Raw genomic sequence first — 26,663 nt, forward strand, 5'->3', positions numbered from 1 at the left:
TCACCAACGGACGTTGAAGCTTCCCTTGATGGCGTGGCTCTCTGCCCGCTCACCCACCTGTCCGACATAGGCTACGCCCACTGTCGTGCTGGTCGCCACCTGCCAGTCCAGACCGACCATGGTCACCAGCGCATCCCGCGCGACCGGTGCGCCCGCCGTCTGGAACGTCTGCGTCCCACCCCCGAAGGCCAGCAGCGCGGACGGGACGACATCTCCGAACGCCCGCCGGTAGCCGATCAGACCGCGCGCGACCACCGGGCGCTCCGTCCCGAACAGATCCAGCAGCACCTGCCCCTGAAGGCCGGTCGTGGCCGTCTGGATGTCGTAGGAGCGCCCGAACACCGTCAGCGCCGAGGCACCGCCCACCTCCGTGAAACCCTCGCGGTGGACGTGCAGCGCAGACCCGCCCACGAACGGCTCGACATAGCCCTGCGCGCAGGCGAACCGGTAGCCGACCTCGCCGAAGCCGTAGGCGCTGTCACCCCCCGCCTTGCCGGTCAGCGCTTGGCTGAAGCCGGGGAAGATCACGGTACGGCGCGTGTCCAGCGCATCGCCCGAGTAGACCGCCCCGAGCCGCACCTGCAGCGGCCCCACCGGCCCGCGGGCATAGATCGCAGCCAGACCGCTCTCGATCTGTCCGGTCGACTGCCGGGCGCTGACGTCGAAGGCCGTGAGGCTGTAGCCGGCCGCGATACCCGCCTGCCACCCGTCCAGGGGTCCCCCGAGCACGCCCGGCGCGGTCTCGATGCCGAGCATGAACCCGCCAGCCTGCGCGGTGAGGCGGTCGGTGTTGGCGGTTCTGGCGGTCTCGCCGAACGCGCCGAAGACCTGGCCCCAGACCGCGTAGGTCGGCGGCAAGGGCCGCACCGGTATGAGGCTGACGGTCGGGGCGCCGGACCCGCCGGTGGTGTAGGTTGCCGGCAGGGTGGTGCCGGGGGCGAAGCGCTGGCCGATCGAGCCCGTCAGGCCGGGGCCGCCGAGGCCGAGGCCCTGCGCGAAACCGTTGCTCTCGCCGAAGCGCAGGTGGTCGAAGATCGTTTCCTGGACCAGGAAGGCGATCTGGGCTTGGGCGCTCGCGGCACTGGCCTGGACCTCGCCCGAGAGGGCGTTGAGCGCCTGGATCGCACCCGGTGCTGACTGTGTCAGGACCGCCGAAGCAACCACCGCGGCCGGCGTCGTGGATTGCGCCGCGGTCGATGTCGTGGACTGCGTCGCGGCCGGTGTCGTGGACTGCGCCGCGGCCGATGTCGTGGACTGCGCCGCGGCCGGTGTCGTGGACTGCGCTGCGGCCGGTGTCGTGGATTGCGTCGCGGCCGGTGTCGTCGACTGCGCTGCGGCCGGCGGCGTTGATCGCGTCGCGGCCGGCGTCGCGGCCGGGGGTGTCGTCGAGACTGCGGCCTGGACGGCTGTGGCGGTGCTGGTCTGGTTGGGCGTGGTCGACACGCTCTGGACCGGCGCGGTCTGCGTGAGCGTCAGCACCACCGTGTTGTTGGGATAGCTGAGGCTCGGCGTCAGGAACGCCATGTTCGAAGTTACGGACCCGAACGTACCGGACACGGTCTGAGCGGCGAGGATATTGTAGGTGTTGGAGGCCGCGTAGGTGCCCGAGCCGGCCAGCACGGAGACCTGGGCGCCGCCCAGCGTCGCGACACCGGTCGCGGCGATGCGATCGGAGGCCGTGGGCGTGGCGCGGACAGCGTAGGTCGCGCCCGCGGCGAAGGTGACGGATCCATTGACCGTCAGCGTCGTGGGCGCACCCGAGACCGCACCGGGACTGACGAGGCCGCCGTTGGCGACGGCGAGACTCCCGATGGTGCCGGACCCCGCCAGCGTCCCACCGGAGCCGACCGTGAACGGTGCCGCCGAGAGCGAACCGGTGACGTTGAGAATCCCGCCTCTGACGGTCCAGGGGTCGGACAGGGTGTTGTTGGTCCCTGTCAGCGCCCAGGTGGAGGCTCCGGTCTTCTCGTAGGTGGAAAAGCCCTGATACTGGGCCGTGGGCGAGCCGACGGGGCCGAGCAGGGATGCGTCGAAGCTGGCATTGGTCGCGCCGCCGAGTGCGAACGTGGCGGTGCCACCCTGCACCACCGCGAGGCCGGTGACGGTGTAGCCCGCCTGCAGTTCCAGGCGGTTGGTCCCGCCGGTGAAGGTGATGGCATTGGCGCGCGTCGTACCGTCGCCGCCGAGGCCCCCCGAGACGGTGCCGGCGTTGACGACGCTCAGGTCGGAACCGGTGATCCCGGCGCCTCCAAGGCCAGGGGTGCCGTTGGGGCTCCCCCCCGCGCCGTTTCCGGCCGCGCCGCCATTGCCACCGCTGATCGTGCCGGAATTGGTGATGGCCGCGCCCGCGCCGACGATGCCGGGACCGCCCGGACCGCCGTTTCCGCCCCGACCTCCGATTCCGTCGCGTGAACCTGACGTGTTGTTGACGCCCCTGGGCTGACCGGCACCGCCGTCGCCGCCGGTCCCGCCGCTGCCGCCGGTCACCGTGCCGGTATTCGTGAACGTTGCGTTCGTCCCGGTGAACGAGACGCCCGCGGCGCCGGCGCCGCCGTTTCCGGCATCGCCGCCGTCACCGCCGCTGCCGGTCCTGTTCGGTCCGCCGCTCACGCCGCCGGTCCCGCCGGCGGCCCCCGCGCCACCGGAGCCGCCGATGATGGTGCCGCTGCTGGTGAAGACGGCGTTCGGTCCCGAGAACGAGACGCCGAAGCCGCCGGCACCGCCGTCGCCGCCATGACCGCCGGCGCCGCCGTCGGTGGTGTAATTGAGCAGGCTGTCACCCCCGCCGGTGGCGCCCCGGCCGCCGGCACCGCCGAGGCCACCCTGGACCCGGCCCCCGTTGGTGAACGCGGCGCCGGCCCCGGAAAAGACAGCCCCGATGCCGCCGGCACCGCCGGTGCTGCCGGAGCCCCCGGCACCGTCCGTGCCGCTGAAGTACACTCGTCCCCCGGGGCCGCCGTCGCCCCCAACGCCGCCTGCACCGCCTCCGAGGGTGCCGGTGTTGGAAAACGTCACGCTCGAACCCGTGACCGACACGCCGGCACCGCCAGCGCCGCTCGGGCCGCCATCCCCGCCGTGCCCCGCGGTCGCCGGGGAGAAGGGAGCGCTGCTGTCTCTGCCAGCGCCACCGGTGCCGCCGGTGCCGCCGGCCCCGCCGGCCCCGCCGGTCACGGTTCCCGCGTTGCTGTTGCTCGCATTGCTGCCGGAAACGTCCGCCCCTGAAGTCCCCGCCGTGCCCGCTCCGCCTGTCGCACCTGCCGTCCCGGTGGCCCCCTGTGTACCGGCCGCACCTGCGGGACCGACGTTGCCAGCTCCACCGGTTATGGTGCCACCTGACCCGTTGTTGAGCGTCCCGACATTCACACCCTGCGCCAGGACATGTCCGGGCGCCACCGCCATCGCGAAGATTCCAACGCTCGCGACCGCGGCCGAAAATGTAAGGGCCTGGCGCAAGTCAAGCACACTATAAGTGGGTGTTTTCATGATTGATCTCGCAGCCTGATAAAAAAGCTCCAGAGCCCATGGAATTTTTTCACCGTGACGCGTGTTTGCAATTCAGATTTTGAAGCGCAAGTGACAGGGCATCACCCGGCCATCGAAAAATTGTAACTGACGGATTTATGCAACATTCGATCTCGAAGTATTGCAAATATATATTCTAATATTTGATACTGTATATTTGAATTGTTATATTAAACATCGAATTTTATGATTTATTGACCAAACTGGTCGAATTTTAACGGATGAAAATTTGAATCGGTCCGGATCGACCACGTGGCGCGCGGATGCGGTCGCGCACAGGTCCGGGAGGTCGCCGCGACGGTGTGCGCACGCGGACCAACCCGGCCTCTATTATTCGCGACGCGCGCATGTCCGGGACGCGACTCGGAGATCGGGCCCGGTCGGCTCCTGCCGGCTCCTGCCGGCTTGGGCCCGAACCCGTGGGATCAGCCGGTCGGCCGCGCCAGAAGGCTTCGCACGAGGCCCGGCAGCGCCGCCGCCAGGAGGCCGGCCGCGCGCAGCACCGCCGCGGCCTCGTCCGGCGCGCGGCGGGCGAGCGCCAGGGCGAGCCGCAGCGGCACCTGCGCGCCGAAGCTCGCCGCCGTGACGGCCAGGGCGGTCGCGGCGCCGTGGTGCTTGCCGGCGTAGAGGATCTGGCTGCGCAGGAAGTAGAACAGCCGCCGCGCCCGCACTTGCCGGGTCGTGCCCTGGCCGAGATGGCGGGCGACCGCCCCGGCCACGTGCCGCACGCAAAAGCCCGCCGCCCGGGCGCGGGTGCAGAGGTCGACATCCTCCCAGTAGACGAAGAAGCGTGGGTCGAACCCGCCGAGGGTCCGGAACAGGTCGCGGCGGATCATCAGGAAGGCGCCCATCACCTGATCGACGGCGCGGTCCTCCGCGTGGTCCCAGTCGAGGAGGAAATGCGGGGGTACGAGCCCGATCCGGTCCAGCGCCAGGGCGCGGCCGAGGAGGCCGAGCGCCGAGGGGGCCCGGGCGCAGGAGCGCGCAGTCCGCCCCTCGGGGTCGACGAGCTGGGCGCCGACGATCCCGGTCCGCGGATCGGCCGTCAGGGCGGCCCGGGCCAGGCGGAGCGCGTCGGGCGCCACCTGCGTGTCGGGGTTGAGGAACAGGATCGCCGGGGCGTCCCCGGCGGCGGCCCCCTGGTCGCAGGCCCGGCCGAAGCCGCGATTCTCCGCGTTCCGGATCAGCCGGAGGGGGCGGGGCAGGGGGGGCAGGTCGCTCGTCGAGTCGTCCCGGGAGGCGTTGTCGACCAATATGACCTGCACGGAGCCGGCATCCTGGACGGATGCGAGGCTCGCCAGGCAGGCGTGGAGCAGGGTGCCGCCGTTCCAGTTGACGATCACCACGTCCAGATCGGCCCGAGGGGCAGGGCGGTCGGTCAAAACAGGTCCTTCGGCGGGCCGAGGCGCCCGAGGGCGCCGTCGCGGGCGGCCGCGAGGAGCCGCAGCAGCACGGCGGGCCGAAAGCCCGAAGCCGCCCAGTACAGCCCGGCCTGGACGGGCAGGTAGGCGGCCTGGGCGAGCTTCCAGCGCAGCGGCACGTGCGGCAGCCGCCAGGCATAGACCGCGTTGCGCAGGTAGGTCGCCATGCGGAACAGGGGTTGGCGCGGCATCGTGATCCCGAAGGCGCGGATCACCCCGCCGCCGACCCGGTGGGGGATCGCGACGGCGCGCGCGAGATAGCAGCCGAAGCCGAGGCTCCAGGCGCGGAAACACCATTCGAGCTCGACCCCGTCGATGAAGAAGTCGGCGCGGAACGGGCCGATCCGGGCCAGGGCGGCGAGGTCGATCAGCGAGCCCGAAGTCGCCAGGAACTGCACCGGGGCGAGGTCGCCGCACGCCCGCGCGCCGGGGCGGCGCGGGTAGGCCGGCGCCTTGTGGCCGGGGGCCGGCGCCGGGGCGGGGCCCACCACCGCCGCCGGGATCCCGGCCGCCCGCAGCCGGCCGCGGGCCGCCAGCAGCGCGGCGGCGAGGCCGGCCGGCGGCTCGGCATCCTGGTCGAGGAGCAGGAGCGCGTCGGCCCCCGCGGCGCGGGCGGCCCCGGCGATCCGGTCGAGCGCCGCGGCGATGCCGAGGTTGCGCCCCTCCGACAGCAGGGTCACCCCGGCGCGGGCGAGGCGCGCCGCGTCCCCGGCGGCGAGACCGCCATTGTCGAAGGCGATCACCGCGGCGTAGCCGGCCGGGACCTGCGCCAGGACGCGGTCCACCTGGCTCGGGTCCGGCCGGAACAGGGTGATCCCGACGGCGACGCGCCCCAGCCGCGGATCAGGCACCGGCCGTATCCCGATGGCGGCCGGTCACGCCCGCTCCACCGCGGCGGTCACCGCCTCCAGGGCGGCCGTGATGGCGGCAACCTGCCCGGCGTCGAGCGGCCCGCGGGCGAGGCGCATCTGCAGGGCGAGCGTCAGCCCCTCCCTGGCGCGCACCAGCGCGGGCGGCGGCCCGTCGCCCCGGGCGGCCTCCGCCTGCGCCATCCGGGCGAGGATCGCCTCCAGGGTCGGGCGGTTGCCGTCGAGGACGGCCTGGCCCTCGGGAGTGATCGTGTGCAGCCGCTTGGTGCCCTCCCCTTGGGTCACCGTGACGTGGCCGAGTTCCTCCAGGAGCGTGAGCGTCGGATAGACCGTGCCGGGGCTCGGGCTGTAGGCGCCGCCGACCCGCTCCTCGATGGCCTTGATGATTTCGTAGCCGTGCCGCGGCTTCTCGGCGATCAGGTGCAGGATCACGAGCCTCAGGTCGCCATGGGCGAAGAAGCGCGCGAGGTCGCCGCGGCCGCCGCGGCCGAACATCCGGCGCTCGCCGCGGCCGTGTGGCCCGTGGGGACCGTGCCGCCCGTGGGGATCGCCCCCCATCGGGCCGCGATGGGCCCGGACGCGATAGGCGTCGAAGGGATGGGTGTGGAACGGATCGCTGCGGAAGGTGTCCATGGGATCGGGATGCCCCTATGTCGACTCACTCTCGATATGACGTTTTTTTAGATATATCGAAATTCCGCCGCATGCAACGGCTCGGGCGGGCGACCCGGCGCTCGGATCTGCGGGGCCGCCGCGTCGGGACCAGGATCGTCCGGGGGCGACCCGGTTTACGGGCCTCGCCGGTTCCGTTAGTGCGACCGGTCACCGACGCCGCCATCCCGCACATCCCGACGCCCCCCCCCCGACAGCCGCCCATGACCCGATCCGAGACCGCTGCCGTGACCGCGCCCCGTGGCGGCAGGCGGTGAGGGCGCCTCCGCCGAGCCCCGAGACGCGCCGCGGGACCTCCGCCCCGCAGCAGATCCGGCGCCGCCTCGGGGTCGGCGCCGACAGGGCGCGGGTCCGGACCGAACGCCCCATCGCCGAGGACGCCGCATGATCTCCGTCAACGAGGACATGAAACAGGAGATGCTGCGGCGCGGCATCTCGGTGCTGCATCCGGCCCCGTTCGGCCTGCCGGAGGATTGCACCTTCGAGCCGCCGTGCAGCCTCAAGTGGATGGGGGTCGATTACTGCCTCACCATGGGGGCGTTCTCCTACGCGGTGAGCGGCTATTATTTCGGCGCCGACATCGCCCGCTACTGCTCGATCGGCGAGAGCGTGCAGGTCGGCCGCGGCAGCCACCCGGTGCATTGCGGCTCGACCTCGCCGCTGTTCTACACGCACCACGCGGCGGTGTTCGACCGCGTCGATCCGCGGGCCGAGGATTACGAGATCTGCGGCCCGTATCTCTGGCCCAAGCGCGTCCGCATCGGCAACGACGTCTATATCGGCCACGGCGCCTTCCTGATGCCCGACATCACCATCGGCGACGGGGCGATCGTCGGCGCCATGGCGGTGGTGACCAAGGACGTGCCGCCCTACGCGATCGTGGCCGGGAGCCCGGCCCGGGTGGTGAAGATGCGCTTCCCCGACACACTGATCGAGCGCTACCTGAAGGTGCAATGGTGGCGCTACGCCTTCTGGGACCTGCGCCAGTGTTCGATCACCGACCCGGAAAGATTCCTCGACGCCGTGGAGGAGCGGATCGCCGGCGGCATGCAGGAATACCGGCCGGACGTGATCCCGCTCCGGTCGCTGGTGCCGGGGGGGTGAGGCTCAGTGCCGGGAGAGGGCGAACCGCACGAATGCCGCCACCAGCGCGTCGGCGGCCGGCTCGCTCAGATCGCTGAAGCAGAGCCCCTCGCCGACGAACACGGTCCACACCCCGTCGTAGGTCGCTTCCTTGCGGATCTGCATGGCCGCCCTCCGGTGTCGCTTCGGAGCAACGGGCGAGACGGCAGAGCGTTGCCTCGGCGGGCCCGCATCGGAGCGGCCTTCGCGGCGCTGCCGGGATCGCAGGCGCCCTCCGAGGGGAGGGGCTCCGCAAGCCGCGTCAAGCGGCGACTGCCGCCCGGCAAGGCCGGGGCGACGCGCCCTCGGAGGGCGGGACGCGCGGTCCCGATCAGACGGACGGACCGGTTGCGAGCAGTCTCTCGTCCGCCTCGCTCAACGGCCGACCGGCGGCCTTGCGGTAGAGCACGCCGAACCGACGCACGACTGATTCCCAGGTGTGCTGGGCGACGACCTCCCGCCCGCGGGCGGCGAGTTGGTCCCGCATCGGCGCATCCGACCACAGCTTGAAGAGAGCGCTGGCGATTTCGCCGCTGTTGTCGGGATCGAACAGGAGCGCCCCCCCGGCCGTCTGTGCCGGAAGCGACGTCGCGGTGGAGCAGGCGACAGGGCAACCGATCGCGAACGCCTCGTAGATCGGGCAGCTGGTGGCCTCGAACTTCGTTGGCACGACGACACCCCGAGCCAAGTGATAGAGCAGGACCAGATCGCGATGGGCGATGTAACCGCCCCACCGGATGCAATCGGTCACGTTCAGTTCGGCCGCCCGCTCCAGGATGCGCAGCGAGAACGGCGTGAACGCACCCGTGAAGACCATGAGTGGCGCCGTCAGACCCTGGGCCCGCAACAGGGCGGCGGCCTCCACCAGGCGGATGTGATTCTTGTGCTCCCAGCCGGCTGCCGGATAGAGCAGGAAACCGCCCGGCTGAAGCTGGAGACGCTCACAGATCGCCCGAACCTCGGCGGGTGTCGGCGGCGTGCGGTCGGAGGCGGGCGGCGCGAACGGAATGATGGGCATCTTTTCGAGCGGTACGCGGTACTGCCGATGGACATCATCGGCGATCCAGCGCGAGGCCACCGGAACGATCGTCGCTGCTCTGCAAAAGTACTGATAGATGACCTCGCGATGCCGGAGATCATCGTCGGAGAAGAACTGCGGCAGATGGAGATGCTGGAGATCGTGCGGATGGTAGAGGAGCGGCAGATCGGAATCGAGCGTGAATTGCGTCGGGGCGTGCACCGCCGCCACACCCGCGGCCCGCAAGGGTCCGGTGGCGTCTAAGAGATTAACCTGAAGGGTCGCACTCGCATCTTGGAAATTGAACATCCGCTTGGCCACTTGCGTGCCGGCCAGCCTCAATTCGCGCTCGCGCACGGGTAGGGCCTCCCCCTGCAGCGGCAGCAATTTGCAATGATCGGGCATGATGGCGCGCAGATCGTCGCGCGCCGCGGAATCCACGATCAGAGAAAATCTGAACGCGTCCGGCGGGAGATGATAAAGATGCGTCACCAGTCCGCGCGTGACCTCGGCCACGCCGCCGGCCGCCCCGAGGTTTGCCCGCGCGTCGATCGCAACATGCAGCTGTTCGGACACTGAACGCAGCCCCTTCCACAATCCCGTCCACCATCTCTGGCCTCCGTCTCATCACGCCGGATCCTTGCCCAGGGCTGTCTCACCAGGGGATGCGGCCGTACCGGCGGTTGAGCGTCGCGTATTCCGTCCGGCTCTCCTGAATGAGGGCCGGATCGGCGGCGATCCGAGCCATGCCCGAGCGGGAATGCACCAAGCGCGTGACCAGGGGCGCCAGCAGGGTATGGCGCTGCAGCTCCGAATTGGCCCCGCCGAGTCGCGCGACGTTGGCGATCCAAGGCCGCACCTGCTCCGCGAGCGCGACGGTCGCGGGCGCCAGGGCGTCGATGAGGTGGCAACGCCGGATTCCGCTGTCACCGAGCCGGCCGAGCCATTCGTTATCGAGATGCCAGCGCATCGCGGGATCGAAGCGGCCGACGCGCCGGAGGGTGTCGCGCCGCATGATCCAGCCGGACGGCGTCGGGAAGTCGTTGATGCGGACGATCTCGCCGCCCTCGTCGACTTCGAGCTGGGTCGTCGAGACGAAGCCGTAGCTTCTCAGCGCCGCCGAGCACAGATTCAGATAGTTCTGGTTCCAGCGATCATCGTCTTCCAGGAATGCGATGCAGTCGAATTGACTTCCGACCGCATCGATACCGGCATTCAGAGCTCCAGCCTGAGAACGACCGTCGCTGCGCGCCCAGACGATATCGCTCCGCTCCGCAAGATGCGGCGGGATATCCGCATCCGTGTCGATGCCCACAATGAAACTGAGCCTGACGTTGTTCTCTACGACGACGGACTGCGCCAATGCGCTGGCGATCGCGCGCTCTACGAAATACTTGCTCGTCCGCGACTCGGGCTCAATCCGCTGCAGGCGCGACGGTATGATGACCCCGACCGATAAGGCAGTGGCGGCCACCTGTCCCTCCGACCCCGACGCTCGATCAACTTTCAATATTGAGACACTTATTCCCAGCAAGACTGCTGATTATATATTCCATATAATAATATATCCTCTAATATCATTGCCGTTCCGAGGTTTTTATTTGCATAACATTCGTTATTGTGGACATTCATATCGATCTGATTCGCTCATCTCCAAACAATGACATGCCTATCAAGCATAGTTTGTGAGTTATATGCCACACAGAGACGCGTCAAGCGTCGTCTATGGTCATAAAATCGACCGTCTCGCGATTTTTTCTAGTTATTTCGAAGTAAATATTCTAATCTTTATTACAGATAAGAAATTTATATCATCGTATAGTTGTTCAAAAAATTTCACCCGGCATGGGTCAAGTCGCGCGTCAGTCGCCCTGCGCCAAAAAGGGCTTTCCAAACGGTGCGTGTCGCTGGGATGATTTTATATCATTTTGAAGGATTTGATTAAATAGCTCGCAGAGCAGCATGTCTGCGTTTGCCGAGACCTTGGACGTTGGGAAATGCTCGCCCGACGACGCGGCCCGAAACCGGCTTTGCGTTGTGGGTCCTCCCTCCCAGGATGCCCACCGGCGTTCAGGCAAGGCCTCGCGGGATCCGCCTGGACATAGCCGTTGCGTCGGATCAGCTTTCATTGACTCGATCGACGCAGTAAATACCGATACCTTAGAGTTCGATATTTTGAATTATTTACGAAATTTCCCATATGATCGAAATAAATACTTACGGCTTTGCCGTCGAAGGCCTTTGACGGTGCCCTGCGGCCTTACGCTCCATGACACCCTCACCCCGCCAGCACCCGCGCCGCCGCATCCCCGAGCGCCCGCACCCCCAGCGCCAGGTCGGCGTCGCTGGTGTCCTCCGCCCAATGGTGGCTGATGCCGCCGATCGAGGGCACGAACAGCATCGCGGCCGGGAGGATCCGGGCGACGTTCTGGGCGTCGTGGCCGGCGCCCGAGGGCATCACCTGCCAGCCCCCGGGGCAGACCGCCTCGGCGGCCTCCGAGAGCGCGCGCATCAGCGCCGGATCGCAGGGGGCGGGGATCGCCTTGGACAGGGCCGTCAGCGTGGCGGGGCAGCGCTCGCGCCGGTTCGATTCGCGCACCAGCGCCTCCAGGCAGGCCTCCATCCGCTCCAGCACGGGCATCGCCACGTCGCGGAACTGGAAGGCCACCTCGGCCCGGCCGGGGATGATGCTGTAGCCGCCGGGATCCAGGGTGATCCGCCCCGTGGTCCAGGTGCTGCGCGGGCCGCAGACCGTCGGGAATGCCCGGTCGATCGCCGCCAGGAGCCGGACCGCCGAGAGACCCGCGTCCCGGCGCTCGGCCATGGTGGTGCCGCCGGCGTGGTCCTGGTTGCCTTCGAACACGATCCGGAACTGCCAGATCGCCACGATGCCGCTCACCACGCCGAGATGCAGGCCGGCGGATTCGAGCTGCGTGCCCTGCTCGATATGCATCTCCAGGAAGCCGCGGTAGCGGTCCGGGTCGAGCCGCATCCGGGGCAGGCCGGCGAGGCCGGCGGTCGCGAGCGCCGCGCGCAAGGGGGTGCCGTCGGTGCGGTTGCGGGCTTCATCGATCTCGGCCTCGGTCAGGTCGCCGATCGCCGAGCGGCTGCCCAGGAAGCCGCCGGAGAAGTGGCCCTCCTCGTCGGCGAAGGCGACGACGTCCACCGCCAGCCCGGCCCGGGCCAACGCCACCCCGGCCACGACGCCGAGCGCCCCGTCGAGCCAGCCGGCCTCGTTCTGAGTCTCGATGTGGCTACCGACCAGGAGATGCGGGCCGGGGCCGCGATGGCGCCCCAGCACGTTGCCGATCCCGTCGATGGATGCCTCCAGCCCGCAGGCCTCTAGCCTGGCCATCAGCCAGCGGCGGGATTCCATATCGGCGGCCGAGAAGGTCGGGCGGTGGACGCCGGTGCGGAACCGGCCGATCGCGCGCAGTTCGTAGAGGTCGGCCAGGAAGGCTTGGGTGTCGATCGCAGTCATGGGCGGCCCGGGTGCTGAACACCCGGACCGTGCAAGGCCCATGCGCGTACGGGGTTTCCAAAGGGCTCCAGCCCTTTGGCGGTGTCGTGGGGCGGAGCCCCGCAATCGGGCGGAGCCCCGCGATCGGGCGGAGCCCGACAGCAGGGCGCTGCCCTGCACCCGCAAAAGGTCCCGGACCTTTTGAAACCGGGACGCGGCGCTATTCCGCCGCCTGTCTCCAGTCCGCGGGTTGCGCCCCCGCCATCCAGGCCCCGAGGTCGGCCCGGGCCCGGTCGGTCAGGGCGCGCTTCTTCAGCACCGCCTTCTCGGGCCCGCGCAGGCGCCGGCCGGTCTCGTTGCGGGGCGCCTGCGCCAGGGGCGGGAACAGGCCGAAATTGACGTTCATCGGCTGGAACGAGCGCGGGGCATTGGCCTCGCCATCCGCCGCGACATGGCCGCCGGTGATGTGGGCGATCAGCGCCCCCAGCGCCGTCGTCTGGGGCAGCGGCGCGAGGGGGTGGCCAGCGGCCTCCGCCACCGCGAAGCGGCCGGCCATCAGCCCGACCGCAGCGCTCTCGACATAGCCCTCGCAGCCGGTGATCTGGCCGGCGAAGCGTAAGGACGGCTGGGCCTTCAGCCGGAGGGTGGCGTCGAGCAGGCGCGGGCTGTCGAGGTAGGTGTTGCGGTGCAGGCCGCCCAGCCGGGCGAACTCGGCCCGCTCCAGGCCGGGGATGGTGCGGAAGATCCGCACCTGCTCGGCATAGGTCAGCTTCGTCTGGAAGCCGACCATGTTGTAGAGGGTGCCCAGCGCGTTGTCCTGGCGCAGCTGGACGATCGCGCAGGCCTTGACCAGCGGGTCGCGCGGGTTGGTCAGCCCCACGGGCTTCATCGGGCCGTGCCGCAGGGTCTCGGCGCCGCGCTCGGCCATCACCTCGATCGGCAGACAGCCGTCGAAATAGGGCGTGCCCTCCCACTGCTGGAACTCGATTTTTTCGCCCTCCACGAGGGCGGCAACGAACCCGTCGTACTGTGCGCGGGTCATCGGGCAGTTGAGATAGTCGGCCCCCGTGCCGCCGGGGCCGGGCTTGTCGTAGCGGGACTGGAACCACGCCACCTCCATGTCGATGGAGTCGCGGTGGACGATCGGCGCGATGGCGTCGAAGAAGGCGAGGGACTCGGCGCCGGTGAGCCCGCGGATGCCCTCGGCCAGGCCCGAGGCGGTGAGCGGGCCGGTGGCGACGATGCAGGGCCCCCAATCCTCCGGCGGCAGGCCCTCGACCTCGCCGCGCACGAGGGTGACGTTGGGGTGCTGCTCCAGGGCCCGGGTCACCGCGGCGGAGAAGCCCTCACGGTCGACCGCGAGCGCCCCGCCCGCCGGCACCTGGTTGGCGTCGGCGGCCCGCATGATCAGCGAGCCGAGACTGCGCATCTCCTGGTGCAGCAGCCCGACGGCGTTGGCCTCGGGATCGTCCGACCGGAAGGAGTTCGAGCAGACGAGCTCGGCGAGCCCGTCCGTCCGGTGGGCCTCGGTGCCGCGCACCGGGCGCATCTCGTGGATGACGGCGCGGTGGCCGGCCTCGGCCACCTGCCAGGCGGCCTCGGACCCGGCGAGGCCGCCGCCGACGATGTGGATGGTCTGTGTCATGCCCGCGATTAAGCACCATTCGCCGGCAGGGTCACCGGTCCGGCGGTGAAAAGGGCGCGGGGCCCGGCCGTATCCCGACGGCTTCGGCCGCTTTCGGTGCGGGGCGCCCGGCCGGCTGCGGTCCCGATACGCGAAGGACCGTCGTCCGGATCAGCGGACGGCGGTCCTTCGATCGGCGTGCGGACGCTGCGATCAGGCGCGGGCGATGCCGTGGATCTCGCTGCGGTTGATGCCGAGATCGGCAAGATCGCGATCCGACAGGCGCGACAGCTGGGAAACGGTGTCGCGGTACCGGAGATAGGCGCGTACGCGGCTCAGGACGCTACGGGCGGCGGACATATGTGCTGTGACCTCTGCTCGGGCAGACGATGACGCTTCCTTGCGCATCGCTGCCTCTTGTTGGTGCAACGCACATATAAACCCGCTGCAGCGCAGCAGGAGTCCCAAGCTCAAGCATCAGACCTGCGATGATTGCATGACCGGATTAAGAAATCGGCAAGGTTTACGAATGGTCATTCTTTAGGCGCATGTCGGTCCGGGACACCGGCCTCTGGCGCGTGGCGCCGGCCGCGGAGCGCCCCGATGACCGGGAGCGAGGGGCGTGCCCGCTCCCCCAGGTCTCACGGATCCCGACCGCGGGTCGGGATCCGTGAGGTCCGGTATCAATAGAACGGGCGCGGCCCGTAGAAGCCGTAGGGCCGGTAGACGGGCCGCGGCCGGCCGTAGCCGTAGCCGCCGTAATAGACCGGACGGCGCCAGGAGCCGTAGGGCCGGGGGCCCCAGTTCGGGCGGCAGAGACCCCAGGGATTGGGGTGGAAGCCGGGGCCACAGCCGCCGGCCGCCTGAGCGGAGCCGGCGAGCCCGAGGCCGCCGGTGACCGCGGCCACCAGGATGAGCGCCTTCACGCGCGATGCGCCCGGAATCGTCATGACGGGATCTCCTCGTTCACATCCGGCGGATCGACGGCCGGTCGCGGGAGATTCGGCGCGGCCGCCTGAACCGACGCTGAGCCACAGGTTGTGCCGGGGACAGGCTCGCGGCGGCACGGGCAAGTCCGCACGGGCAAGTCCGTGCAGGCAAGGCCGCGCACGCCGCAGGGGTGTCCGGACCGTCAGTGCAGCGAGGGCGTGCGCAGGAACCGCTCCCGATCGGCGGAGACCAGGGCGAGCTTCACCCCGCGCCCCTCGCGGCGGACGTTGAGCGGCACTCGCACCCCCGCCGCGCCGAGCGCCCAGACGCTGCGGAACAGGGCGGCGAGATCCGCCACGGGCTCGCCGGCCACCGCCTCGATCACGTCGCCGGGCTGGAGGCCGCCGGTCTCGGCCGGGCCGCCATCGGCCAGCCCCATCACCACGATGCCCTCCTCGCTCTCGGTGGCGTAGAGGCCGAGCCACGGGCGCGGCGGCCGGTTCACCCGCCCACGCGTGGCGAGGTCATCGAGGATCGGCGGCAGCAGGTCGATGGGCACCACCATGTTGATCGGGCGCGCGCTGCCGGAGCCGCCCTGCTGCAATTGCAGCGAGCCGATGCCGAGCAATTCGCCCTGGGGGCCGATCAGGGCGGTGCCGCCCCAATGCGGGTGCGCGGGGGCGGTGAACAGGGCCTCGTCCAGGACGTATTCCCAGTAGCCGGCGAATTCCTGGCGGGCGACCACCTCGACGGCGACGCAGCGCTGGCGCCCGCCCGCCCCCGCCAGCACCGCCCGGTCGCCGGTCTTGAGCCCGGCCGAACGGCCGAGCTGCAGGGCCGGCACGCCGAGGTCCCCCAGCGCCTGGACGAGGCCGAAGCCGGTGGCGGCGTCGAAGCCCAGGACGTGGCCGGGCACCGAGCGGCCGTCCCGGGTGGTCAGCCAGACGGTCTCGGCCTCCGTGACGAGGTAGCCGATGGTGAGCACGAGGCCGTCCTCGCGGATCACCACGCCGTTGCCGGCGCGCTCGGTGCCCAGCGTCTCGGCCGTGAAGGCGCCGTCCGGCACCCGCGCCGACAGGGCCAGCACCGCCGAGAGCGCCCGGTCGAGGTCGTAGCCGTAATCCGCCGGCCTGGGCTGGGCCTGCGCGGGGATCTTCCACTCACCCTGCGTCGCCATGAGAGTCCTTCGGCTCGTCCGCGCCCTGGCGGGAACCGGGCGCACGAAAGCGCACAAGATAGGATGCCCGCGCCGCCGGCGACACCCATGCGAGGCCACCCGCACGCCATTCGCCGCACCGGCCAAACGACGAGACCGCCCGGCCGGGGCCGGGCGGTCCACCGTCCGGAGGGACGGTCTGTCGAAGCCCCCGGTCACCCGCCGCGGGGCGGGGGACCGGGGGGCGCGTCTCAGTACTTGCGGACCAGCGGCGCCGGGATCGGCGACGCGGCGGCGACCGGCGAGTACAGCGGGACGATGAACCGGATCCAGCCGTCGGTGGAGTAGTCGCTGCGGGTGCGGCCGAACGCGTTGGTGTAGCTCGCGCCGGTCACCACGTCGCGGGCGACGTAGGCCTGGACGGTGAAGATCTTGAAGTCGTAGCCGACCAGCCCGCCGATGGCGAAGCGGCCGCGGTTACCGGCCGCCGCGCTGTACTGGCTGATGTCGAAGTTGTAGGTGCCGTAGGCGACCGGACCGATCTCGAAGTTGCCGAACTTCTTCGTCGCGGTGATGTCGAAGTTCAGGGCGTCCGACAGGCGCAGCGGGCCGATCGCGGCGCCGACCTGGCCCGGGAAGCGGCCGGGGGAGTCGTAGATATTGGCGGTCAGGTTGCCGGTGATGTTCCAGCCGTCGCCGGTGTAGCTGCCGGCCACGCCGAAGCGGTAGGTGTTCGAGGAGAGCTGCGGCAGCACAGGCGTGCCGGTGACAACGCCGTTGACGACGCGGCCATTGATCGACCCGCGGTCGCCGTCGAGGTCGTTCAGGTACACGCCGCCGAGCAAGCTGACGCCGAAGTTGCTGCCGAGGTCGAACGCCCAGATGCCGCCGACGAAGGTGCCGACGTTGATCGAGATGTCCTTGTTGGCCTGGCCCGCCGGGTTGCGGGTGAAGGCGAACACGGTCGGGGGGGCGACGAGCAGCTCGACCCGGCCGCCGAGCGGCACCAGCGGGGTCGACCAGACCAGGACCGGGATGTTGACGGCCGTGTCGGCGTCGTTCCGGCCGTCGGTGCGGCGGTAGGTGAACGTGTTGATCGCGTAGATGCCTTCCGGCAGGGGCGCGCCGACGGCGAGGCCGACCTGCTCGCCCGGCACGGTCGTGGTCTGCGCCTGCGCGATCGTCGACGTCATGCCGACCGTGAGCGCGACCGCGCCGGCCGCGAGCCAGTGTTTCATCATTTTCTCATTCCTTCCCAAGGTCCCAAGGCATCCGTCCCGCATTCGGCATTTCCATGCCGGTCTGCTCGCCCATCGCGGCTGCCGGCTTCGGACCTGCCGAGCGCCCCCACGGAGCCTGCCCGTCTCAACGTCTGCAACTATTCTACAGAGACCTGCGGAAAGACAGTGGAATGCTCGCTGAAACGGCACAACCGGCCGAACCGTTGCGCAAAAGCCGCATTTTTGCGGCGATGCAACACTGTCCACAGGACCGGCGCGGAGCGTCCCATCCGGAAGAATATCGTTGAATGGTCAAGCTGTTGGCGCCGCGGTTCGCGGGAGAAACCGGCAAGCCCGAGGGGGGCGATCGGGCATGGGGCGCGCCGACCCTGCGGGCCCGGAGGCGGCCGAAATCCGCGTCCGGACGCGTCGGCGCCGGGTCCGGGCGGCGGCAGGACGGCTCGAATCACCCCGGATGCGGACCGGATCCGGCTGCCACCCGGCAGAACCTGCCGGGTCGGAGCACCCTGCGCCACCGGATTCGCGCGTCGTAGGCGACCGGGCGGGTGACGCGGCGGGCTACTCGGCGGCGCTGCGGCGGGCGGGACGCCGCTCCAGCACCGCGCGCAGGAACCGGCCGGTATGGCTCGCCGTCGAGCGGGCGATCTCCTCCGGGGTGCCCTGGGCCACCACCCGGCCGCCGCCGTTGCCGCCCTCGGGACCCATGTCGATCACCCAATCGGCGGTCTTGATCACTTCGAGGTTGTGCTCGATCACCACCACCGTGTTGCCCTGGTCCACGAGTTCGTGGAGCACCTCCATCAGCTTGGCGACGTCGTGGAAGTGCAGGCCGGTGGTCGGCTCGTCGAGGATGTAGAGGGTGCGGCCGGTGGCGCGCTTCGACAGCTCCTTGGACAGCTTCACCCGCTGGGCCTCGCCCCCCGACAGGGTGGTGGCCTGCTGGCCGACATGGACGTAATGCAGGCCGACGCGCTTGAGGGTCTCGAGCTTCTCGCGGATCGCCGGCACCGCCTTGAACAGTTCGGCCGCCTCCTCGACGGTGGAATCGAGCACGTCGGCGATCGACTTGGCCCGGTACTTCACCTCCAGGGTCTCGCGGTCGTAGCGCTTGCCCTTGCAGACGTCGCAGGTGACGTAGACGTCGGGCAGGAAGTGCATCTCGATCTTGATCACGCCGTCGCCCGAGCAGGCCTCGCAGCGCCCGCCCTTGACGTTGAACGAGAAGCGGCCGGGCTGGTAGCCCCGCGCCTTGGCCTCCGGCAGGCCCGCGAACCAGTCGCGGATCGGCGTGAACGCGCCGATATAGGTGGCGGGGTTCGAGCGCGGCGTGCGCCCGATCGGCGACTGGTCGATGTCGATGACCTTGTCGAGGTGCTCCAGCCCCTCCAGCCGGCCGTAGGGGGCCGGGTGCTCCAGGGCACCGTTCAGTTTTTTTGCGACGGCCTTGTACAGGGTGTCGATCACCAGGGTCGACTTCCCGCCCCCCGAGACGCCGGTGATGCAGGTGAAGGTGCCGAGCGGGATCTCGACATCCACGTCCTTGAGGTTGTTGCCCCGTGCGCCGAACAGCCCGAGCTTGCCCTTCCGGCCCTTGCGACGCGCGGTCGGCGTGCGCACGGACATCTTGCCCGTGAGGTATTGGGCGGTGAGCGAGGCCGGGTTGGCCAGCACCTCGGCGGGCGTCCCCTGCGCGATGATCTCGCCGCCGTGGATGCCGGCGCCCGGACCGACATCGACCACGTAATCGGCCTGCAGGATCGCGTCCTCGTCGTGCTCGACGACGATCACCGAATTGCCGAGGTCGCGCAGGCGCTTGAGCGTGCCGAGCAGGCGCTCGTTGTCGCGCTGGTGCAGGCCGATCGAGGGCTCGTCCAGCACGTAGAGCACCCCGGTGAGCCCGGAGCCGATCTGCGAGGCGAGGCGGATCCGCTGGCTCTCGCCGCCGGAGAGCGAGCCGGAGCCCCGGGCGAGCGTCAGGTATTCGAGGCCGACATCCACCAGAAAACTCAGGCGGTCGCGGATTTCCTTCAGGATCCGGACCGCGATCTCGTTCTGCTTCGGCGTGAGTTTGTCCGGCAAGTCCGAGAACCAGCGGTGCGCCTCGGAGACCGAGAGCGCGGTCGCGTCGGCGATGTCGGCCATGGCGATCTTCACGGCGAGGGCCTCGGGCTTGAGGCGCTTGCCGCCGCAGGCCGCGCAGGGCGTCTCGCTCATGAAGCGCCCGATCTCCTCGCGCACCGCGTCGGAATCGCTCTCCTTGTAGCGGCGCTCCAGGTTCGGGATCACGCCCTCGAACGGCTTGTTGACCGTGTATTTGCGCAACCCGTCGTCGTAGGCGAAGCGGACCGCCTGGCTGCCCGATCCGTACAGCACGATGGCGCGGGCCGCCTCCGGCAGGCCCTGCCAGGGCACGCTCGTCTTGAAGCCGTAATGCTCGGCCAGCGCGTCGAGGGTCTGGCCGTAATAGGGCGAGGTCGACTTCGCCCAGGGGCCGACCGCGCCGCGCTTCAGGCTCAGGGCCGGATCGGAGATCACCAGCTCGGGGTCGATCCGCATCTCGTGGCCGATGCCGCTGCAGGTCGGGCAGGCGCCGAACGGGTTGTTGAACGAGAACAGCCGCGGCTCGATCTCCGCGATGGTGAAGCCCGAGACCGGGCAGGCGAAGCGCGACGAGAAGGTGATGGTCCGGGGCGTCTCGCCCTCCGGGACGTCGGCGAACACGATCTCGGCGATCCCGTCGGCGAGTTCCAGCGCCGTCTCGAAGGAATCGGCCAGCCGCGCGGCGATGTCGGCCCGGACCACGATCCGGTCGACCACCACGTCGATGTCGTGCTTGAACTTCTTGTCGAGCTTCGGCACGTCGTCGATCGCGTAATATTCGCCGTTGATGCGCAGCCGCTGAAAGCCTTTCTTTTGGTACTCGGCGATTTCCTTGCGGTATTCGCCCTTCCGCCCGCGGACCACCGGGGCGAGCAGGTAGAGCCGGGTCTTCTCCGGCAGCTCCAGCACCCGGTCGACCATCTGCTGGACGGTCTGGCTCTCGATCGGCAGGCCGGTGGCGGGCGAATAGGGGATGCCGACCCGCGCCCAGAGCAGGCGCATGTAGTCGTAGATCTCGGTGACCGTGCCCACGGTGGAGCGGGGGTTCTTGGAGGTCGTCTTCTGCTCGATGGAGATCGCCGGCGAGAGCCCGTCGATCTGGTCGACATCGGGCTTGGACATCATCTCTAGGAACTGGCGGGCATAGGCCGAGAGCGACTCGACGTAGCGGCGCTGCCCCTCGGCGTAGATCGTGTCGAAGGCGAGCGACGACTTGCCCGAGCCCGAGAGCCCGGTGAAGACCACGAGCTTGTCCCGGGGGATCGTCAGGTCGACGTTCTTGAGATTGTGCTCCCGGGCGCCCCGGACCGCGATGACCCGCCGGTCCAGGTCGGGCGTCGGCGCGGCGTCGAACAGGGCCTCCAGCTTGGCGTCGGTGGCGGCCTCCGCGGCCGCGCCGGGCCGGGCCGGGCGCCTCTTTTCGGATCCGGCGCGGTCGGGCTTGGGCTGGGGTGCCTTGCGCTCAGGGGTCTTGGCAGCGACGGGGGTCTTGGCGACAGGGGTCTTGGAGGGCGCCTTTGGAGCCGTCTTGGAAGGTGCCGGGGCGGCGGCTTTCGGAGCAGCACCGGCGCGGCTTGCGGCACGACTTCCAGCTTGGGCTTTGGCCATGAGGGCAGCGGTCTTTCGAGGCGTCGACGCAGTCGGATCGGATTCCGGATCGGATTCGCGCGCGGGCCAGCCGCCGCTCCGACACATGTCGAGCCCGAGGGGGCCGACGGCAAGGTGGGGGCCGGCGGGACGCAGGCCCGTCATATGCCGCCCTTGCTAGAACGAAACGCGTACGTCGGCAACCACGCGGTGAAAGGCAACCGTCGTTGCGAGCGAAGCGAAGCAATCCAGTCGGCGCTACGCTTCCCGGTGTCGCGCTGCCCGGGGTCACTGCGCTGCGCGCGTGATGACGGAGAGCGCAACCAAAGCGGTATGGCCCAACCCATCCGCCATGTTGCGCAGCAGCAGCCAAGGCCCCACGTCGCGTCGGACTGATTTCGGCGCGCGCTTTTCCGTTCCGCCCCCAGACCCTCCTGACCGCTGGTGCCGATGCCGACGCTCGACCTGACCGCCCCGGCCGCCCGCGGCGGAGCCGAGGACCGGGCCGCCGGCCGGCAGCGCCTGTCCACCCGGCTGCTGTTCCTGATCGTCGGCATCGCCAATGCCACCTGGGCGCCCCTGGTGCCGCTGGTGAAGGCCCGCGCCGGCCTCGACGCGGCGGGGCTCGGCCTGCTGCTCCTCACCTTCGGCATCGGCTCGATCCTGGCGATGCCGAGCGCCGGGGCGGCGGCTTCGCGGCTCGGCTTCCGGCCGGTCCTGCTCGCCGGGACGCTGGCCCTCGGCCTCGCCCTGCCGGTGCTGGCCACGGCCTCGGGGCTCGTGCCGCTCACCGGGGCGCTGCTGCTGTTCGGGGCCGGGATGGGGACGGTGGATTGCGTCATGAACCTGCAGGCGGTGGCGGTGGAGCGCGCCGGAGGCCGGCCGATGATGTCGGGCTTCCACGGCCTCTACAGCCTCGGCTGCATCCTGGGGGCGCTCATCGCCAGCGGCCTGCTGGCTGCCGGGATCGGCGCGGATCGGAGCGTGCTGCTCCTGGTCGCCGGCCTCGCTTCCCTGTTCGCGGCCTCCTGGCCCGGCATCCTGCCGGCGGACGGAGCAGGCGGCGGCGGACCCGCCTTCGCGCTGCCCCGCGGCCCGGTGCTGGTGCTCGGCCTGCTCTGCTTCGTGGTGTTCCTCACCGAGGGCTCGGCCCTCGACTGGAGCGCCGTATTCCTGATCCAGCAGCGCGGGCTCGACCCCGCCTGGGCGGCGCTCGGCTACGCGGCCTTCTCGGTGACCATGACGGCCGGGCGGCTCGCGGGCGACCGGATCGTGGCCCGGCTCGGCCGGCGGCGGGTGGTCGTGCTCGGCGGGCTCCTGGCGGCGGCCGGCCTCGCGCTCTCGGTCCTGGTCCCGGCCTGGGAGGCGGCGCTCGCCGGCTACGCCCTGGTCGGGGCGGGCTGCGCCAACATCGTCCCGGTCCTGTTCACGGCGGCCGGCCGCCAGACCGCGATGCCCGCGCGCGTGGCGGTGCCGGCGGTGACGACGCTCGGCTATGCCGGGGTGCTGGCGGGCCCGGCCCTGATCGGCTTCGTGGCGCAGGCGCTCGGCCTGCCCGCGGCGTTCCTGATCGTGGCGGCCCTGCTCCTGGGCGTGGCGGCGGCCGGGAGGTCCCTGCGGGTCTGAGGCTCAAGCCCCGGCGTTGCGCGCCATGAAGGTCGCGGGGCTGCCGTCCTCCGGGTTCACGAACACGATGTCGGTGGGCGCCCGCCGGGGGGTGTCGATCGACAGGAACACCACCGGTTCCCCGGGGTCGAGCTCCGGCATCGCGTGGACCGTGCCCTTTTCGAAGAACAGCAGCTGGCCGGGGCCGAACGCCGTCACGGCGGCCGGGTCGCCCAGCCAGACCCGGCCCCGGCCCGAGAGACAGTAGAGGTACTCGTCGCAGGTGGCATGGTAATGCGGCGGGGTCGGCCGGTAGATCCGGAACACCCGGGCGCTCGCCGCCGCCCGGTCGGTCAGGTAGGTGTCGACCAGGAGCGTCGCCGCGCTGTCCGGCAAAGCCGCCGCCAGCGCCGCCAGGTCGAAGATGCCGGTCTCCGGATCCGCCTCGGCCATCGCGTTCCCCTCACGCCACAAAGCCCGGGACACGATCGCGCCCTCGGCGCGCTGGAGGGTCGCGGCGTCGATCCGCCCGTGATGCTCACCCAGGATGGCGCGCAGGCGGCCCGGGTCAACCCGGCATGCGCGCCCGGTCGAACAGGATCACGACGCCGCTGCGCGAGATGGCGGCGGACGGTCTGGCCACGCGGAAAATCTACGCCACATCACAACCAGCGGTTTAATACACCGCCGACAAGCTTTTCTCACCTTCAGCACAGCTATATTCAATGCAAACATCTTTATCTATCCGTCTATCGAAGTCACCGATGCTGATCAGAACGCCGCCCGAATGTAGACCTACAGAGATCGCCGATCGCCTTGGTAAACCGGACCTTTACCAAATGCGGCGACATCGGGCGTTCTGAAGCCGCCAAGACCCGAGACCGCCGCAATGCCCGTCCTCTCCTCCCTCCGCGCCCGCATCCTGGTGGTGGCGCTCGCTCCGACCCTGGCCTTCGCGGCGGCGGCGGGCCTGGCGGTGTCGGACCAGTGGGCGCGGCGCGCCGAGATGGACCGGGTGGAGACCCTCGTCGGCCTCGCCTCCCGGATCAGCGCCTTCGTGCACGAGGCCCAGCGCGAGCGCGGTGCCTCCAGCCTGTTCCTGGGCGCGAAGGGGGCGCAGTTCGGGCCCGAACTCGCGGCCCAGCGCGGGCGCACCGATGCGGCGCTCGCCGGCCTGCCCGAGGCCATGGCGGCGGCGACGGGCTTCGGCCCGGCCTTCGCGGCGCGCGGGTCGGGTTTCACGCGGGTGCTCGCCGGGCTCCCGGCGCAGCGCCGGGCGGTGGACGCCCTGACGCCGGGCGTGCCCCAGGCGGCGGCGTTCTATACCGGCCTGATCGGCGAGGGGCTGGGGCTCGTGCGCGAGATGGGCGGGGTGATCGACGAGGCCGGCCTCGCCGCCCGGGCGAACGCCTACGCGGCCTTCCTGGCCCTGAAGGAGGCCGCCGGCCAGGAGCGGGCGGCCGCCTCGGCGGCCTTCGCGTCCGGGAGCCTCGACCTCGCGGCCGCCCGCCGGCTCGTCACCCTCTCGGCCGAGCAGGCGACCTATGCGGGCCTGTTCCGGGCCGGGGCCGGGGCCGGGCAGGCGGCCCTGCTCGACGCCGCCGAGGCGACGGAGCCGGCCCGGGAGGTCGCGCGCCTGCGCCAGGCCGCCCAGGAGACGATGCCGGGCGCGGCCCTCGCCTTCCGCGACGCCCCCGCCTGGTTCCGCCTCGCCACGCAGCGCATCGATGCCCTGAAGGGCGTGGAGGACCGGCTGACCGCCGATCTGGTGGCCGCCGCCGGCGCCGTGCGCGCCGGGGCCGACCGGATGCTGACCCTCTGGGCCGCCGGGGGCCTCGCCCTGTTCGCCCTCTCGGCCGGCCTCGCGGTCTGGCTCGGCACGGCCATCGCCCGGCCGCTCGCCCGGATGGCCCGGGTGCTGGCGGCGATCGGCCGGGAGGAGGGGATGGACGCCGATCTGGACATCCCCACGGGCGGCCCCCAGGAGGTCCGGGCGATCGCCGCGGCCGCTCTGACGTTCCGCGACAGCGTCGCCGAGCGCCGCGCGGCCCGGGCCGCGCAGGAGCGGCGCGCCTCCGAGACCGACGCCGCCCGGCGCCAGGCCGCGCTCGGCCTCGCCGACAGCTTCGAGCGCCAGGTCGGCGGCATCGTCGAGGGGGTCTCGGCCGCCGCCGCCCAGCTGGAGGCCTCCGCGCACGGCATGGCCCGGGCCGCCCAGGACACCACCGACCTCAGCCGGGCGGTGGCCGGGACGGCGGATTCGGCCGCGCACTCCGCCGATACGGTCGCGGCGGCCACCGAGGAACTCACCGCCTCGGTGCGGGAGATCGGCGTGCAGGTCGGGGCCTCGGCCGATCTCGCGGCCTCCGCGACCCGGGACGCGGACGGCATGGCCGGGGAGGTCCGGCGCCTTGCCGCGGCGGCCGGCAGCATCGGGGAGATCGTCGCGATGATCTCGCAGATCGCCGGGCAGACCAACCTGCTGGCGCTCAACGCCACCATCGAGGCGGCCCGCGCCGGGGAGGCCGGCCGCGGCTTCGCGGTGGTCGCCGCCGAGGTGAAGCACCTCGCCGAGCAGACCGGCAGGGCCACCGGGGAGATCACCGCCAAGGTCGCGGAGATCACCGACTCCACGGAGGCCTCGGTCCGGTCCATCGGCGGCATCACCGAGGTGATCCGCACCCTCGCCCGGATCGGCGCCGAGATCGCCGCCATGGTGGAGCAGCAGGGCGCGGCCACCGCCGAGATCGCCCGGACCACCGCGCAGACCTCGCAGGACACCCGCGAAGTCTCGGGCCACATGGCGGGGGTGGGCACGGCGGCGAACACCGCGAGCCAGGGCTCGGCCCAGGTGCTGCAGGCGGCGGGCGACCTCTCCCGGCAGGCGGGCGCCCTACGCGAGGCCGTGGGCGGCTTCCTGACCCGGGTGCGGGCGGCCTGACCGGACCGGTGCCCGCTTCGGTGGCGCGCGGATCATCGCGGGGGGTCACCTTTCGGGACGCTGCGCAGAGCCGCCCCCGGCCGCGTTGCGACGGGGAACGGCTCCGGCTCCGTGTCGGAACGTGCTTTCTTGCGCCGAACCGGCATCCCCTTCGGCGGAACGCACGCTAGATGAGCAACGGGCCGCACGGCCGGATCGGGAAGCGTGTCACGCCCATGGCCAGCCTCAGCGTCGCGATCGCATTCGGCGTTCGCCTGCTCCTCGTGCTGCTGTTCCTGCCGTTCAGCGCCCTCGACAAGATTCTGAACTTCAGGGGGGCGGTCGGGCAGGCGCGCGAGGCGGTGCACGCCACCGCGCCCGCCACGGCGCTGATCCTGGCCGGGCTCTGCGTCGAGATCGGGATGTCGCTGGGCATCCTGACCGGCACCGCCGACCGGGCCGCCGCCTTCGTGCTGGCCGGCTATTGCGGGGTCACGGCGCTGCTCTGGAAGCAGTTCTGGGTGCCGGGCGACTTCTGGTCCGGCGGCACGGGCCGGGGGCTGTTCTGGGATTTCCTGAAGAACGTGGCGCTGGCGGGCGGCTTCCTGCTCATCACCTTCGGCACCGGCGCCGGGACGGTCCAGGACTTCTTCGCCGACCCGCTCGCCTCGTCCCACCCCTACGCGGTCCAGGACCGGCCGTAGGGGCCGATCCTGGCTTCGAGCGATCCGGGGGACCTCCTGCGGGTGCAGGGCGCAGGCCCTGCGGAGTCCTCTGCCGGCGCCTCACCCCTTCGGGATCGTGGCGGTCATCGAGGGCCGGCCCTCGAACGCCGCGTACCAGGCGGCGGTGGCCGGGCGCCCCGCGCGCCAGGCGAGGTCGGGGAAGCGCAGGTCGAGGTAGCCGAGCGCGCAGGCCATCGCGACCGTGCCGATGTCGAGGGTCGGCATGCCGGCGACCAGGGCCTCGAACCGGTCGAGCGCCGCCGCGATCTTGCCGGTCTGGCCGGCCTCCCAGGACTCCCAGCGCTGCGCCTCCGGGCGCAGCACCCGCTCGTAGCGGGTCAGCAGCGCCGCATCGAGCAGGCCGTCGGCGAGCGCCTGCCGGACCAGGGCGTCCCAGCGCGCCGCACCCTCGGGGAACAGGCGCGGACCGGCCGAGAGGCCGTCGAGGTACTCGCAGATCACCCGGCTGTCGTAGAGGGCGGTCCCGTCCTCCAGCACCAGCGCGGGGATCTTGCCGAGCGGGTTGTGGGCGGCGACCTCCGCGGCGGAGCCGGTCGGGGACGCCGTGGCGGCCGTGACTTCGATCCGGTCGATCAGCCCGGTCTCGTGGGCGAGGACCAGCACCTTGCGGGCATAGGGGGAGGCGGGGGAGTAGAGGAGCTTCATCGGACCGTCCCGGTTGGTCGTGGCG

20 protein-coding genes are annotated in these 26,663 nt (G+C 70.8%); 4 read left to right on the forward strand and 16 right to left on the reverse strand.

Going from position 1 to position 26,663, the window contains the following annotated elements; all coding sequences use genetic code 11:
• The 4 genes from MKK69_RS31200 to MKK69_RS14470 all read right to left on the reverse strand — a co-directional run bounded on the left by MKK69_RS31200 (nucleotide 1) and on the right by MKK69_RS14470 (nucleotide 6,445).
• A complete protein-coding gene (locus tag MKK69_RS31200) occupies nucleotides 1-3,015 on the reverse strand; it encodes an autotransporter outer membrane beta-barrel domain-containing protein (RefSeq protein ID WP_313900854.1) in 3,015 nt (1,004 codons plus the stop codon).
• Nucleotides 3,016-3,947: 932 nt separating this feature from the next.
• Nucleotides 3,948-4,904 (reverse strand): glycosyltransferase family 2 protein, encoded by a 957-nt coding sequence (locus MKK69_RS14460; protein WP_243968771.1) that lies wholly within the window; start codon nucleotides 4,902-4,904, stop codon nucleotides 3,948-3,950.
• Nucleotides 4,901-5,794, reverse strand: coding sequence for a glycosyltransferase family 2 protein (locus tag MKK69_RS14465; protein ID WP_243968773.1), 894 nt, complete (start codon nucleotides 5,792-5,794; stop codon nucleotides 4,901-4,903). The genes MKK69_RS14460 and MKK69_RS14465 overlap by 4 nt, the downstream gene beginning before the upstream one ends.
• Nucleotides 5,795-5,818: 24 nt before the next feature.
• On the reverse strand, nucleotides 5,819-6,445 hold the full coding sequence (locus tag MKK69_RS14470; RefSeq protein WP_243968775.1) for a PadR family transcriptional regulator: 627 nt from the start codon (nucleotides 6,443-6,445) through the stop codon (nucleotides 5,819-5,821).
• A gap of 423 nt (nucleotides 6,446-6,868) precedes the next feature.
• Here MKK69_RS14470 and MKK69_RS31000 point away from each other — a divergent pair, with 423 nt between their 5' ends.
• On the forward strand, nucleotides 6,869-7,588 hold the full coding sequence (locus MKK69_RS31000) for a CatB-related O-acetyltransferase (protein ID WP_279598382.1): 720 nt from the start codon (nucleotides 6,869-6,871) through the stop codon (nucleotides 7,586-7,588).
• Nucleotides 7,589-7,591: 3 nt separating this feature from the next.
• On the opposite strand, the gene MKK69_RS14480 is transcribed toward MKK69_RS31000, so the two are convergent.
• The 10 genes from MKK69_RS14480 to uvrA all read right to left on the reverse strand — a co-directional run bounded on the left by MKK69_RS14480 (nucleotide 7,592) and on the right by uvrA (nucleotide 20,743).
• A complete protein-coding gene (locus tag MKK69_RS14480) occupies nucleotides 7,592-7,732 on the reverse strand; it encodes a hypothetical protein (protein WP_243968777.1) in 141 nt (46 codons plus the stop codon).
• A gap of 205 nt (nucleotides 7,733-7,937) precedes the next feature.
• A complete protein-coding gene (locus MKK69_RS31205) occupies nucleotides 7,938-9,200 on the reverse strand; it encodes a glycosyltransferase family 4 protein (protein WP_243968778.1) in 1,263 nt (420 codons plus the stop codon).
• Nucleotides 9,201-9,279: 79 nt separating this feature from the next.
• Nucleotides 9,280-10,098 (reverse strand): glycosyltransferase family A protein, encoded by an 819-nt coding sequence (locus MKK69_RS14490; protein ID WP_243968780.1) that lies wholly within the window; start codon nucleotides 10,096-10,098, stop codon nucleotides 9,280-9,282.
• 804 nt (nucleotides 10,099-10,902) lie between these two features.
• On the reverse strand, nucleotides 10,903-12,105 hold the full coding sequence (locus MKK69_RS14495; protein WP_243968781.1) for a Zn-dependent hydrolase: 1,203 nt from the start codon (nucleotides 12,103-12,105) through the stop codon (nucleotides 10,903-10,905).
• A gap of 199 nt (nucleotides 12,106-12,304) precedes the next feature.
• Complete coding sequence (gene trmFO / locus MKK69_RS14500; protein WP_243968783.1) at nucleotides 12,305-13,729, reverse strand: methylenetetrahydrofolate--tRNA-(uracil(54)-C(5))-methyltransferase (FADH(2)-oxidizing) TrmFO; 1,425 nt, start codon at nucleotides 13,727-13,729, stop codon at nucleotides 12,305-12,307.
• A gap of 192 nt (nucleotides 13,730-13,921) precedes the next feature.
• Nucleotides 13,922-14,068: a DUF1127 domain-containing protein gene (locus tag MKK69_RS14505; protein WP_243968864.1), complete on the reverse strand. Its 147-nt coding sequence runs from the start codon at nucleotides 14,066-14,068 to the stop codon at nucleotides 13,922-13,924.
• A 323-nt stretch (nucleotides 14,069-14,391) separates the two neighbouring features.
• Nucleotides 14,392-14,658, reverse strand: a complete 267-nt coding sequence (locus MKK69_RS14510) for a GCG_CRPN prefix-to-repeats domain-containing protein (RefSeq protein ID WP_243968785.1) — start codon at nucleotides 14,656-14,658, stop codon at nucleotides 14,392-14,394.
• A 182-nt stretch (nucleotides 14,659-14,840) separates the two neighbouring features.
• Nucleotides 14,841-15,815, reverse strand: coding sequence for a S1C family serine protease (locus tag MKK69_RS14515; RefSeq protein WP_243968786.1), 975 nt, complete (start codon nucleotides 15,813-15,815; stop codon nucleotides 14,841-14,843).
• 230 nt (nucleotides 15,816-16,045) lie between these two features.
• On the reverse strand, nucleotides 16,046-17,035 hold the full coding sequence (locus tag MKK69_RS14520) for a transporter (RefSeq protein ID WP_243968789.1): 990 nt from the start codon (nucleotides 17,033-17,035) through the stop codon (nucleotides 16,046-16,048).
• Nucleotides 17,036-17,593: 558 nt separating this feature from the next.
• Nucleotides 17,594-20,743 carry an excinuclease ABC subunit UvrA gene (uvrA, locus tag MKK69_RS14525; protein ID WP_243968791.1) on the reverse strand — a complete coding sequence of 1,050 codons (3,150 nt, stop codon included), beginning with the start codon at nucleotides 20,741-20,743 and terminating at the stop codon, nucleotides 17,594-17,596.
• A 429-nt stretch (nucleotides 20,744-21,172) separates the two neighbouring features.
• On the opposite strand from uvrA, the gene MKK69_RS14530 reads away from it, so the two are divergent.
• Nucleotides 21,173-22,348, forward strand: a complete 1,176-nt coding sequence (locus MKK69_RS14530; protein ID WP_243968866.1) for an MFS transporter — start codon at nucleotides 21,173-21,175, stop codon at nucleotides 22,346-22,348.
• 3 nt (nucleotides 22,349-22,351) lie between these two features.
• Here the strand turns inward: MKK69_RS14530 and MKK69_RS14535 are convergent, their stop codons facing one another.
• Nucleotides 22,352-22,780 carry a cupin domain-containing protein gene (locus tag MKK69_RS14535; RefSeq protein WP_243968793.1) on the reverse strand — a complete coding sequence of 143 codons (429 nt, stop codon included), beginning with the start codon at nucleotides 22,778-22,780 and terminating at the stop codon, nucleotides 22,352-22,354.
• A gap of 436 nt (nucleotides 22,781-23,216) precedes the next feature.
• Here MKK69_RS14535 and MKK69_RS14540 point away from each other — a divergent pair, with 436 nt between their 5' ends.
• Both MKK69_RS14540 and MKK69_RS14545 read left to right on the forward strand, forming a co-directional pair.
• The gene (locus MKK69_RS14540) at nucleotides 23,217-25,268 is read left to right on the forward strand and encodes a methyl-accepting chemotaxis protein (RefSeq protein ID WP_243968795.1); all 2,052 of its coding nucleotides are present in this window, start codon (nucleotides 23,217-23,219) and stop codon (nucleotides 25,266-25,268) included.
• A 215-nt stretch (nucleotides 25,269-25,483) separates the two neighbouring features.
• Entirely contained in the window at nucleotides 25,484-25,951 is a 468-nt protein-coding gene (locus tag MKK69_RS14545) for a DoxX family membrane protein (RefSeq protein ID WP_313900856.1), read from the forward strand.
• Between the two features lie 81 nt (nucleotides 25,952-26,032).
• On the opposite strand, the gene MKK69_RS14550 is transcribed toward MKK69_RS14545, so the two are convergent.
• Nucleotides 26,033-26,638 carry a glutathione S-transferase gene (locus MKK69_RS14550; protein WP_243968799.1) on the reverse strand — a complete coding sequence of 202 codons (606 nt, stop codon included), beginning with the start codon at nucleotides 26,636-26,638 and terminating at the stop codon, nucleotides 26,033-26,035.
• Nucleotides 26,639-26,663: the final 25 nt, after the last annotated feature.

The sequence above is a fragment of the Methylobacterium sp. J-026 genome (genome assembly GCF_022829585.1).
Taxonomy (GTDB): Bacteria; Pseudomonadota; Alphaproteobacteria; order Rhizobiales; family Beijerinckiaceae; genus Methylobacterium.